This window comes from Porticoccus litoralis, assembly GCF_030676955.1.
In the GTDB taxonomy this organism is placed as follows: Bacteria; Pseudomonadota; Gammaproteobacteria; order Pseudomonadales; family Porticoccaceae; genus Porticoccus; species Porticoccus litoralis.
Genome location: NZ_JAUUUU010000004.1, coordinates 21547 through 33560, shown reverse-complemented (window position 1 = coordinate 33560; position 12014 = coordinate 21547). Strand labels below are relative to the sequence as shown.

Below are 12014 nucleotides of genomic sequence, written 5' to 3'. Positions count from 1 at the left end.
ATGCGCAATAACACCTCATCGGAATTCCTCTACCAGTTATTTGCTCTGATACTGGCACTGATTCTGGTGCACACGGTTTATGTCACACTGATTCGACCCAACGCCAACCTGGTACTGGAACAACAACTCGCCCGGGAAGCCGCCGGGGAAAGCTACGTGGCCGAAAGATCTTTTTATGTGGTTGTGAAGGATTACGAACAGGAAGCCTGTTTCATTCTGATGCTCTGGGCCTGTGCGATCATGGGTTACAAAGCGCGCCGCAGCCTCAATGAGCGCAAGCTGCTCACACAACCATTACTAACCGTGCCCGATGGCAGCCGCGTTTTACCTGAAGATGCACGCCAGCTGTCACGGCCCATCCAGGCATTGCCTGCCGTACAACAGGGTTATCTGTTGCCGCGCACACTGTTAGCGGCCTTACAGCGCTTTGGCTCCACGCGGAATATCCAGGATGTCTCCCACGCAGTGGGCGAAGTATTGGACACAGAGTCCGACCGGCTCGACTCGGAACTCTCCATGGTGCGCTACATTGCCTGGGCCATTCCCTCGATCGGGTTTATCGGCACCGTGCGGGGGATTGGCGAGGCACTCAGTCAGGCCCACAAGGCGGTACAGGGTGATATCGCCGGTGTCACCGCCAGTCTCGGCGTGGCATTCAACTCTACTTTCATCGCCCTGGTCATCAGCATTGCACTGATGTTCCTGCTGCACCAATTACAGCTTCTGCAGGAACGGCTGGTGCTGGATACCCACAGTTACTGTGACAGCAATTTAATGCGTCACCTGAAAACCGATTAAGTCGGGCTCCCAGACTATGCCTACCGCCATTTTTGAATTGAACGACAGCGGCCTGTGCTGTGCCACCAGCCCGGATAATCTCATTGTCAGTCCCGGCTATGCCCTCCTCACCGATAACGGTATTACCACGGGCCAGGCAGCCCTGGAAAAAGCCTATCTAGAGCCCCGACAGAGCTTCAGCCAATACTGGCGCCAGTTAAACCTGTCGCCCCTACCAATCAACAGCAGAGTCGCCAGACATCACGCCGATCTGGCCTATGCCCAACTGCTGCAGTTATACCGGGATACCGGCAGCCCCGAGCGAGTCATTTTTGCGGCACCGGGAAACTTTGACCGGGAACAGCTGGCTATCCTGCTGGGATTGGCCAACGCATCCCCCTTCGAAGCTGCGGGGCTGGTGGACGCCTCCGTGGCCGCCGCCTCTCAAACCCAGACCCGCGGCGATTCACTGCATGTGGACATCCAGTTACACCAGACGATCATTACCCGTCTGCAGGCGGACCAACAGATTTCCCGAACTGAAGTTGAAATTTTGCCTGAGCTGGGCATCAAGAGCTTCTATGACGCCTGGGCACAACTTATCGCCGATCAGTTTATTCGCCAGTACCGCTTTGACCCCCTCCATACCGCCGCCGGTGAGCAGCAGCTGTATAACCAGTTGCCGGGCTGGCTACAACAGATGGAGACCCAGACAGAAATCGGTGTCGAGCTCGACAGCCCTCAGGGTCGTTACCGCATCAACCTCAGTCGGACCCAGCTTCTGGACAGCACCGCCACACGCAGCCAGCAATTTCAACGCCGCCTGATTGAACTCCGGAAGTCCAATGAAACCCTGCTCTACAGTCACCGCATGGCGCTGCTGCCGGGACTGGTCATAGAAGACGCACCCACCCAGGTGTTGTCAGCAGACTCAGTAATTCAAGGCTGCCTACAAAACCTGGACCTGATCTGCGGCTCTGGTGACCTACCTTTTATCACCCGCCTACCCCTTTCCAAATCACCTCAGCGGAATACAACGCCGGGCAAGAACGACCCGCAGGCAGCAACAACCCCAGCCCTGCGCAGCACCCCCAGCCACGTGCTCTATCGGCACCGGGCCTACGCCATTCACCCGGGTATGGGAGTGGCCATAAACGGCGACACACTGCTGATCGACTGCGAGACTGATGTGGCTTTCCGCTTTACCCTCGAAGACGGAATTCTGGCGCTGGAAGGCGACCGGTCACAGATCCAGTGCTACGGAGACGTGAACAACCTGATCACTGGAGACAGCCTGCTGATCGGTAACCAGCGTCTGGACCTTATCGAGGTAGACTGAGTTGCGGAAAAGCAAGCACCGGGTAAGCGCCTTCAGTCTTTCTTTTCTGGACATCATGGCCTGTGGCTTTGGTGCCGTTACCCTGCTGTTTCTGATCCTTAAACACGATGCCAATGCCATCGCCACCGCCCAACCCGATCAGGCAGCCGAGGTTAACCTGTTGCAGGTGGATATTCGTGAAGGCGAAGCTGAACTGGTGGCCCTGAACAACAGCCTCGCTGAAATGGAAAAGCGCCTAGTGGAAGCCCAGGGGCTCTCAAGCCGGGTGCTCAAAGAGATTGACGATACCCGGCGCGAACTCAGTATCCAGAAGGACCCTGAACAGGATATTTCACTGCTACGCAAGCAGGTGGAAGAGCTGGAGCAGGAAAATGCCAAGCTGCTGGAAGAAGGCAATGCCAACAATGTGCGGCGCTTTGTGGGCCAGGGTCAACGACAGTACCTGACCGGACTGAAGCTGGGGGGCAAGCGCGTACTTATTCTGGTGGATGGATCGGCCAGTATGCTGTCCGACTCGCTGATCAATGTCATCCGCACCCGAAATATGAATGATACCGCCAAGCGCAATGCCGACAAGTGGCGTCGCGCGGTGCGCACTACCGAGTGGCTGGTAGCGCAGCTGCCTCCTGACAGCCGCTACCAGGTGTACGTTTTCAATACCGAGGCCAAGGCACTGACTGGCGATACTGGCCAGTGGCGCGATACCGCAGACCGCCAGGGTCTGGATAAAGTCATGCAACAGCTCAGCCGGCACGTGCCCACTGGCGGCACCAGCCTCATCAACGCCTTTGATGCAGCCAACGGCTTCTCGGGCAAACCCGACAACCTGTTTCTGATCACCGACGGTTTACCCACCCAGGGGCGCAAACCTTCCGGAGATCGCATTATTTCCGGCCGCGATCGCCTCAAACTGTTTGCCAAGGCCGTTGAGGTCATACCAAAGCGCATGCCGGTGAACGTCCTGTTGTTCCCCATGGAAGGTGATCCCTTCGCCGCCGCCAGCTTCTGGCAGTTGGCACTGAACACAGAGGGCTCCCTGTTGAGCCCATCGCGAGACTGGCCATGAACCGCGGTCGCCGTCGTGAACGGGGGCAAACCCCAGAAATTAGCATCTCCTTTCTGGATGTCATCAGCTGTGGGTTTGGCGCCATTGTGTTGCTGCTGCTGATTGCCAAAACAGTGGAGTCTACAGCCTTCGAACAAACCGATGTTTCCCTGAATGGCAGCGTAGCGGAGTTGCAACAACAATTGTTTGAAATTCGTGGTGAAGTCAGCGTACTCAACCGCGACCTGAACTCCAGAGAAGAACAGCTTTCAGAGATCCAGCTGCGCATCGCCCGCCTGCAGTCTGAGCTGGCGAGCGTACGCCGTCAGCGGGACGCCATTGCACAGGTTGATACCACCGAACAGGACAAGCTGACACTGGCCCTGCAGACACTCACCGAAGAAATGAAGCGTTTACAGGCTCTGCAGAATCGTTCCGACAAAGAACTGATTGGTGGAATACCTGTAGACAGCGAGTACATTGTGTTTATCGTCGACACCTCGGGCAGTATGTTCAATTTCGCCTGGCCTAGGCTGCGACAGGAAATGATTCATATCCTCGATATCTACCCCAAGGTAAAGGGAATCCAGGTCATGAACGATATGGGAGGCTATATGTTTTCCAGCTATCGGGGCAAATGGATTCCGGACACGCCTGCGCGGCGCAGGGCAATCATTGAACGTCTTGCTCACTGGACACCTTTCAGTAACTCCAGTCCGGTGGAGGGCGTGCAGCATGCCATTCGCAGCTTCTACGCTCCCAACCGCAAGATCAGCCTCTATGTTCTAGGCGATGACTTTACCGGCGACTCCATCGATAACGTACTGGATACCGTGGCAAAAATTAACCGCGAGGGCCGCAGCGGCGAACGTCTGGTTCGAATCCACACCATCGGCTTTCCGGTTCATTTCCTGGTACGCGGTGGCAACCTGCAGACTGCATCAAGATTCGCTGCATTGATGCGAGAACTGAGCTATCGTAACGGCGGAACCTTTGTCGCACTGAACGGCCTTAAACCCGAATGATGCCAATGAACAAGAATCCGGCCACACGCCTTGTTTCATCCCTGTTGCTCATGACCATTGTGCTGCTGAGCGGCTGCTCGACCAATGTGACGGTGAATGGCGACTACCCCAGTGCCCTGACACGCAAACAGCCCCTCCACGTCGGCCTGGTCATGGACGATCAATTCAGCCACTACCAGTTTGAAAGTACTGATGACAAGCAACTGCCGGTCACCATGGCGCTGGGAGAGTCCCAGGTTAAACTGTTCAGCCGCGTATTCGCCGACATGTTTATCAGTACAACAACCTATAACAGCCCGCCGGCAAAGAACCCTGCCCTGGACCTGTTGATCGTGCCAGTGGTGGAAGAAGTCCAGCTCGCCACCCCGTTTGAAACCAAGCTCAACGTTTACGAGGTTTGGATTAAATACAGCCTCAAAGTGCTGGACGGCAACGGACAGCCCATTGCCGACTGGCTGATGAGTTCCTATGGCAAGACCCAGAGCCGTTTTCTGAAATCTGACGAGGAGGCGCTCAACCAGGCCACGATCTCGGCACTGAGAGATGCAGGAGCACGCCTGGTTCTGGAATTTCACAGGGTTCCGGAAGTTAAGCGCTGGCTGGCCAGTCGTCAGGCGGATACTCAGCTCAGCAGGAGCGATATCCCTTGAGAGCGCTACTGTTTCTGCTTGTCTCAGCCATCTCATTGCTGCTGACCGCCTGCGGCACCTCAACCCATGTTGACGAGTACCGTGTGTCGGAAACCCGCCTGCCAGTCAAAGCCAGTGAAAAAATTGTCATTATGGGACGGCGCCACGCCGGTGAGTACGAAACCGAACCAGATTTTATCGACTGTATTGGCAATAAACTGGTCACCGGCGGCCAGGTGGCAGTCATGCCTGAGCAACAGTTTCTCGACAGCCTTTACCCCTGGTTCGAACCGCGCACGGCGCCCCTGGGTCTCAAGCGCATGGGCGGCATGATGAGAGACCCCCTTATTGCCACACGCATTCGCAAGCTGGGTATCCGCTACATGATCTGGGTGGACGGCAACACCGAAACCACGGAGAAAAACGGCGGCTTCAGTTGTGGCCTGGCCCCCGGGGGCGGCGGCTGTTTTGGTTTTGCCTCCTGGGATAAAAACTCCAACTATGAAGCCATTATCTGGGATCTGTCGAAGCTCGATGAAAAAGGGCGCGTCAAAGTAGACAGCAAGGGCTCATCCTATCTACTGGCCATAGGCGCCCCCATTCCTTTTATAGCCCAGGTTCAGGGTGAAGCCTGCGAAGGAATTGGCACAAGACTACAAAGCTTTTTTTCATCGGCAAGCCAAAGCCGGGAATAATGATCTCTTCCAGCACCCGACACCGTTGGCATCCGCTTTACTATATCTATCCTGCCCTTAGCGCCAAAAATCGATACCGCCACAACCTCCTATAATGCCTCCCTTGGTGGGCTATCCAGCACTTCAAACCTACAGGTCAAGGCCAGGGTGAGGATCAAGTCTAATCACCAACCAGTTTAAGTTGGCCGAGGAACCAAAAACAGGGCAGCGAATCTAATTGGTCCACGCAAAATGCCAAACAGACTGTCCAAAAAATAATTCGCCATCCCGCGGTCATATTTGGTCTATATTTTATGCTTGATACCAGGAGGGAGTGCGCTGTGAAACTGATTCACAACGATAATAAGACGACAACACTGGTAACTGCCGATGACCTTAAAGCGGTCAAGAGTCTTGATGCTAACCAGGCGCAAAAACCATTGAGCAAGGATATACACAATTTCAGACAGACAGCCGTATATCTTGATGAGATCGTTCTGAAAAGCGACCTTGACTGGTTTTAAACTTCAGCAGATAAAAATTTAGTATGCTCGGCGGGGCAATATTGTACTGGGCGTTCAACTATAGATAGAATAAAAAACCCCAGGGGTCGAAAGACTTGATCTCCCGACACCATAATAACGATTAAAAACAATCTAAAAACAACTTAAAAACAAGAAGATGTGGAGTAGGCAGGCATTGCTTTACCCATCCAAATCATAAGACTCCAAGGAGATAGTTCTATGGCAGCAACTGAAGGCCAGCTACCCAGCACCCAGATCACCACCGAATACCTGATGAGCTATGTCGCACCACTGGATCCTCCTGTGCCGATTGATGACAGCCTACTCATCGTTAACGTACGTCCAGGTGGTTGGGTCAAGGGACCTAAGATCGATGGCCAATTCGTTGCGCCTGGCGCAGATTGGTTGCGTATCATGCCTTCCGGCGCCATGCGCCTGGATGTGCGTGGCCTGATCGAAACCGATGACGGCGCACACATCTATATCTCCTATAACGGCATTATCAAAAGCACCCCAGAAGTCATGGAGAGACTCAATAACGGGGATGTTCTCACCGACCGTGACATTCCCTACTTCATCGCCGCCCCCACCTTTCAGACCGCCTCCGAACAATACGGCTGGCTCAATGACATTCAAACCATTAACAAAATGACGGAAATTCAGTTTGGTCCGGAAGGCTATGTCAAATATGATGTTTTTCTGGTCCGCTGATTGATTAAAAATCACGAATAATAAGTACTCACAGGAGAGTAGGTATGACTGAAACAAACCGCGTCTGGCGTTTGAGAAAACGCCCCGTTGGCGACATCACTGACGATGTTCTGAGTCTTGAAAATGAAGCTATTCCTGAGCCAGGGGAAGGTGAAATTCTGTTTCGCCTGAACTATCTGTCACTGGACCCAACCAACCGCATCTGGATGAGCGACATGGAGCAGTACATGGAGCCAGTGGCCCTGGACGCACCCATGCGTGGCGTTGTCTGTGGCACAGTGATTAAAAGCAACACCCCCGAATTCAAGGAAGGCGATATCGTCAGCGGCATTGGCACTTGGGCTGACTATCAGATCGGCTCCTCGGCCAGCGTCGGTCTGCTCGGCGATACCGGTGATGTCCCAGTCATCGATGCTTTCGGCACCCTGGCACTGGTCGGGCCAACAGCCTATTTCTGTCTGCTGGACATTGGCGACCCCAAGCCGGGTGAAACTGTAGTGGTCTCCACCGCTGCCGGTGCCGTGGGCGCACTGGTGGGCCAGATCGCCAAAATCAAAGGCTGTCGTGCTGTCGGCCTGACCGGCTCCGATGAAAAATGCCAGTGGATCACCGAAGAGCTGGGCTATGACGTGGCTATCAATTACAAGACCCAGGATGTGGGCAAAGCACTGGCTGAAGCCTGCCCCAACGGCATCGACGTCTACTACGACAACGTCGGCGGGAAGATTCTCGACGAGTGTCTGAAACTGATGAACCTGCACGGGCGTATCCCCACCTGTGGCCTGATCTCCCAGTACAATGCCACTGAACCGGTACCCGGTCCCTACAACTATGACCTGATCCTGATGCACCGCCTGAAAATCCAGGGGTTCATCATTCTCGACTACATGGACCGCTACCCGGAAGCCCTTGAGGCCCTGAGTGGCTGGATGAAAGAAGGCAAGCTGAAAGCACGCCTGGATGTAACCGACGGACTGGAAAATGCCTTACAGGCCGTTAAGAAGCTCTATACAGGCGACAACATGGGCAAACTGATGGTGCGCGTCAAAGACGTCTGACAACCAAGCATTTTTGTGCCGCAGCATAGGGCGGTTCCGGGCAACCGGGACCGCCCTTATTAATGGTTTTTGAAATGAATTACTGGCTGTTTAAATCCGAACCGGATGTTTATGGCATTGACCACCTGGCAGCCGAACCCCAGCAGCAGTGCCGCTGGGATGGCATTCGTAATTACCAGGCGCGCAACTTTTTGCGGGATAAAGTACAGGCCGGGGACCAGGTGCTATTTTATCACTCCAGCTGCCCACGGCCCGGTGTGGCGGGCATTATGGAAGTGGTGAAGGCGGCGTACCCTGATCCCGCCCAGTTCGATCTTGAAAGTGATTATTTCGACCCCAAGGCAACGCAGGATAAGCCTCAGTGGTATGCGGTGGATGTAAAGCTGCGTAAAAAATTTGCCCGACATCTGCCCCTCTCTGCGCTGAAAGCTCACCCCGACCTGAAGGACATGATGTTATTTCGGCAGGGACGGCTCTCAGTGGTGCCAGTGACTATGGCAGAATGGCAAACCATTGAGAGCATGGTCAAGGGTTAACTAAACGGCGCCCACGGAACTGGCAAAAATCCAGGCGGCACCACCTAAGGCAGCCACCACAATCCACCACAAAAACAACAAACTGAAACGAAACGGCTTGCGCTCCACGGAATGGATACCGGAATTCACGACACCACGTATCCGCTCCAGATCCTCTTCGGAATACTCTTCTTCACTTCTCATACCCATACGATTTCTACCCCTAAGTTTAATTCACTACTGCAACAACTGATCGATTGCCACATGAGTTGCTGCCTGTTCTACACAATTATCAGCCAGAAATGGCAATTCGGCGATCAATGGACAATCTAACCTCTGTTGTAAACAAGCCAGATTGTCTTCGTAACAATCCATTTCAGGCGTGACCGAATTGGCTACCCAACCTGCCAGCTCCAGGCCATCACGACGGATTGCCTCGGCGGTCAATAGGGCGTGATTAATACAGCCCAATTCCATTCCGACCACCAAGATGACCGGCAGTTGCAGGATTTTAACCAAATCTGCAAAAGTTTCCCGCTCATTTAATGGCACTCGCCACCCCCCTGCCCCTTCAACCAGCAGCAGATCTGATGGCAGCATCATAGAGCCGCGACAAAAACCTGCCAGGCGATCAGCGCTCAGGCGGCGGTTTTCCCTGGCGGCGGCAATATGCGGAGCAATGGCCGGGGCCAGCGCCACCGGGTTGATCTGCGCATAACTCAGCGGCAAAGACGACTGTGCCTGTAGTGCTAGAGCATCCTCATTGCACAACCCCTCTTCGGTCAACTCACAGCCTGCGGCCACGGGCTTCAAACCGATGGTCCGCAGCCCCTGTTGCCTGGCTGCACACAACAGGGCTGACGTCACCAGTGTTTTGCCGACACCGGTATTGGTGCCCGTGACAAAAAATTGCTTAGCCATCTTTTCTCGCGACCCCATAAATCACTTCCCAGGTCGCGGGCAGTTGGCCATCGCTGTCACGGAATCGTTCGTAAGCCGCCATTAAACGGCGAATTGGATCGCGCCCGGTCATTTTTGGGTTACGGCCCTGATTGACATTGTGCGCGCCCAATCCTTTCAGTTCCGACGTCAGGTGACGTAAGTCTCTGTACTGCAATATCTCGGGCTCTACCTTGAAATGTTCGAAGCAGAAACCTGCCTGGGCGAAAACTTCCTGCCAATGTTGCGCCGACTGAAAGCGATTGACATGCACATACCCATCCACGGTTGCCCAGGCATCGCGCAACTCACACAGGGTCTGTTCCCCCAACGAAGTAAACGCAACAGCTCCACCGGGCTTCAACACCCGCGCCAGTTCCGCCGCGAGTTGTGGCAACCGTTCACACCACTGGAAAGCCAGGTTGGAAAAAACCAGATCCACACTCTGATCCGGCAAAGACAGCGACTCCGCATCATCACAAAGCCAGATGGCACAGTCGCCGTGTTGCTGCTGTGCGTAGTCAAGCATCCCCTGAGCAAGATCAATGCCTTTCAGGGAAGCAGGTGAATAACGTTCTGCCAGCCGAGTGGTGAAGTATCCCGTCCCGCAGCCCAGATCCACAATCGACAACAGCTCCATAGTGGGAGACAGCTGCTCCAGCAACTGCTGCCCTACCTGACGCTGCAGTCGGGCCACACTGTCATAGCTGTTGGCCGCCCGGCTGAACGATTGCGCGATGCGGGTCTTATCCAGCCGGTAGCGGTCGGTCTGAATAAAATGGATTATCTCCTCTGCCAAACGCTGGGGGCAGCTGAGAAGGGGAATATGAGCGGTCCCATCCAATACAACCGACTGCTGGGCAGAGTTCAGTGCCTGAAGTGCCGCGGCCGTTGCGCTGGGAACCAGCTGATCAGCCCCTCCGAATATATGCAGGCCGGGTACTGACAGGCTGGCCAGCGCCGCGCGGTTATCCAGTAACTGCAACAAGTCCAAACCGCGTCGCCAGGCGGCTTCCTGGGAATGGGAAGGAACCCCGGACACACCACGAAGTTGTCTGATCAGCTCACGTTCGTGGTCATCTCCCCGGCACTGCAAGCCCTGGAAACGTTTCAGGCAGAGCGCCGGTTGTTGTCGAAAGGATTCATTGAAGTCAGCAAACTCAGCACTGGTCATGGCCGAAGACCAGCCTTCTGCTTGCACAAACACAGGGTTACTGGCGATGGTCAACAGATGGGCAATACGGTCCGGATAACGGCTGGCCAGTGCAGTCGCCAGCATGCCCCCCAGTGACCACCCCACCAGGCTGCACCGTTCTGGCAGTATCGCCAACAGGGCCGCAATATAATCGTCTGGATCATCGTTATTCAGTGCCGGACTTTCACCGAAACCCGGCAAATCGACCAGCAGTACATGAAAGTGCGGCGTCAGCAGGGGTAGCATTTCCTGCCAGATGTGGCTGTCACTCCCCCACCCGTGCAACAACACCAAAGGCTCTTCCTGGATCGGAGTTCCTTCACAGGCATGGTGATACACGGCGACTGAGCCATCCGGGAGATTTTTCAGGGGTGCCGCCATCACAGGCCTTCCTTTTGCAGCTCGGTAAGACTGCTATCGATGGCATCCACCAGGGCATCAACCTGCTCCTCCGTGTGCTCAGCACACAGGGTTACCCGCAGCCGAGCACTGCCCACAGGCACCGTGGGCGGGCGAATCGCCCCCACCAGAAAGCCTTTCTCGCGGAGCCTTTCTCCCACTTTCTGGCAAAGCGCGTCATTTTTCAGCAGCACTGGCTGGATCGGGGTCGATGAGTCCATGAGTTCCAGTCCCAGATCGGCAATGCCCTGTCTAAAGCGTGAAACCAGACTTTGCAGTTTTTCACGCCGCCAACTTTCACGGCGCAGAATTTTCAGGCTGATACGGGTAGCCGCTGCCACTGATGGTGGCAGCGCCGTGGTGTAAATATAGGTACGCGCATACTGAATCAGGGTATCGACCAAGGCTTCAGAGCCGGCCACAAAAGCGCCGAAGGTACCGAAGCCCTTGCCCAGTGTGCCCATCAGGATGGGCAGCTCTTCCACGTCCAGCTGGCACTGTTCCGCCAGGCCACCACCGTTCTCACCCAGTACGCCAAAGCCGTGGGCGTCATCCACCATCAACCAGCCATCGTACTGACGGCAGACAGCAGCCATCTCCACCAGCGGAGCAACATCGCCATCCATACTGAAGACACCATCGGTGACCACCAGCTTGCGCCCGCCTTCGGTTTTCGCCAGGCGCCGGGCGAGATCACTGACATCGAGGTGCTTATACCGTTGGCAACGGGCATTGCTCGCCAGGCCACCATCGAGCAGGGAAGCGTGATTGAGGCGATCCTCAAACACATGGTCACCCTTGTCCACCAGGGCGCGAATAGTCCCCAGGTTGGCCATATAGCCAGTGGAAAACAACAGTGCTCTCGGGCGTCCGGTAAAGGCTGCCAGTTCCTCTTCCAGGGCGTGGTGTTCCTGGGAATGGCCGTAAATAAGATGGGAGGCACCGCTGCCGACACCGTAAGTCTCGACACCACGGCGCAGACTGTCGATGACTGCCGGGTGGCTGGCGAGGCCTAGGTAATCATTGCTGCAGAAGGCCACACAGGTCTTGCCGTCCACCTGCACAATGCTGTTCTGCGCAGACTGTAACAGGTGTCGCTGGCGGTAGAGGTTATCTGCCCGGCGCTGCGCCAACCGCTTCTGCAGTTGCTGATCCATGGATAGGGACATATGAACTCCCGGGTG

The 12014-nt window shown here is 55.2% G+C and carries 14 protein-coding genes; 10 read left to right on the top strand and 4 right to left on the bottom strand.

Annotation, left to right across the window (positions count from 1 at the left end; genetic code table 11):
* From Q8A57_RS08395 to Q8A57_RS08350, 10 genes are all read left to right on the top strand, one after another.
* Entirely contained in the window at nucleotides 1-798 is a 798-nt protein-coding gene (locus tag Q8A57_RS08395; protein ID WP_305170592.1) for a MotA/TolQ/ExbB proton channel family protein, read from the top strand.
* A gap of 16 nt (nucleotides 799-814) precedes the next feature.
* Nucleotides 815-2116, top strand: a complete 1302-nt coding sequence (locus Q8A57_RS08390) for a hypothetical protein (protein WP_305170591.1) — start codon at nucleotides 815-817, stop codon at nucleotides 2114-2116.
* Between the two features lies 1 nt (nucleotide 2117).
* On the top strand, nucleotides 2118-3182 hold the full coding sequence (locus Q8A57_RS08385; protein ID WP_305170590.1) for a vWA domain-containing protein: 1065 nt from the start codon (nucleotides 2118-2120) through the stop codon (nucleotides 3180-3182).
* Complete coding sequence (locus tag Q8A57_RS08380; RefSeq protein ID WP_305170588.1) at nucleotides 3179-4186, top strand: VWA domain-containing protein; 1008 nt, start codon at nucleotides 3179-3181, stop codon at nucleotides 4184-4186. Before Q8A57_RS08385 ends, Q8A57_RS08380 begins: the two co-directional genes overlap by 4 nt.
* 5 nt (nucleotides 4187-4191) lie before the next feature.
* Nucleotides 4192-4836, top strand: a complete 645-nt coding sequence (locus tag Q8A57_RS08375; protein WP_305170587.1) for a hypothetical protein — start codon at nucleotides 4192-4194, stop codon at nucleotides 4834-4836.
* Complete coding sequence (locus tag Q8A57_RS08370) at nucleotides 4833-5510, top strand: hypothetical protein (protein WP_305170586.1); 678 nt, start codon at nucleotides 4833-4835, stop codon at nucleotides 5508-5510. Before Q8A57_RS08375 ends, Q8A57_RS08370 begins: the two co-directional genes overlap by 4 nt.
* A gap of 320 nt (nucleotides 5511-5830) precedes the next feature.
* Nucleotides 5831-6013 carry a hypothetical protein gene (locus Q8A57_RS08365; RefSeq protein WP_305170585.1) on the top strand — a complete coding sequence of 61 codons (183 nt, stop codon included), beginning with the start codon at nucleotides 5831-5833 and terminating at the stop codon, nucleotides 6011-6013.
* 219 nt (nucleotides 6014-6232) lie between these two features.
* On the top strand, nucleotides 6233-6724 hold the full coding sequence (locus tag Q8A57_RS08360) for a DUF3237 domain-containing protein (protein WP_305170584.1): 492 nt from the start codon (nucleotides 6233-6235) through the stop codon (nucleotides 6722-6724).
* Nucleotides 6725-6768: 44 nt separating this feature from the next.
* Complete coding sequence (locus Q8A57_RS08355) at nucleotides 6769-7782, top strand: NADP-dependent oxidoreductase (protein WP_305170582.1); 1014 nt, start codon at nucleotides 6769-6771, stop codon at nucleotides 7780-7782.
* A 74-nt stretch (nucleotides 7783-7856) separates the two neighbouring features.
* Nucleotides 7857-8318, top strand: coding sequence for an EVE domain-containing protein (locus Q8A57_RS08350; protein ID WP_305170581.1), 462 nt, complete (start codon nucleotides 7857-7859; stop codon nucleotides 8316-8318).
* Here Q8A57_RS08350 and Q8A57_RS08345 read toward each other — a convergent pair whose 3' ends face one another.
* Genes Q8A57_RS08345 through bioF form a run of 4 tightly spaced genes read right to left on the bottom strand, consistent with a single transcriptional unit; the run spans nucleotide 8319 to nucleotide 11999 of the window.
* The gene (locus Q8A57_RS08345) at nucleotides 8319-8507 is read right to left on the bottom strand and encodes a DUF3094 domain-containing protein (protein ID WP_305170580.1); all 189 of its coding nucleotides are present in this window, start codon (nucleotides 8505-8507) and stop codon (nucleotides 8319-8321) included.
* Between the two features lie 27 nt (nucleotides 8508-8534).
* Nucleotides 8535-9218 (bottom strand): dethiobiotin synthase, encoded by a 684-nt coding sequence (gene bioD, locus Q8A57_RS08340; protein ID WP_305170579.1) that lies wholly within the window; start codon nucleotides 9216-9218, stop codon nucleotides 8535-8537.
* Nucleotides 9211-10812 carry a malonyl-ACP O-methyltransferase BioC gene (bioC, locus tag Q8A57_RS08335; RefSeq protein WP_305170578.1) on the bottom strand — a complete coding sequence of 534 codons (1602 nt, stop codon included), beginning with the start codon at nucleotides 10810-10812 and terminating at the stop codon, nucleotides 9211-9213. The genes bioD and bioC overlap by 8 nt, the downstream gene beginning before the upstream one ends.
* Nucleotides 10812-11999 carry an 8-amino-7-oxononanoate synthase gene (gene bioF, locus Q8A57_RS08330; RefSeq protein WP_305170576.1) on the bottom strand — a complete coding sequence of 396 codons (1188 nt, stop codon included), beginning with the start codon at nucleotides 11997-11999 and terminating at the stop codon, nucleotides 10812-10814. Before bioF ends, bioC begins: the two co-directional genes overlap by 1 nt.
* Between the last annotated feature and the right edge of the window lie 15 nt (nucleotides 12000-12014).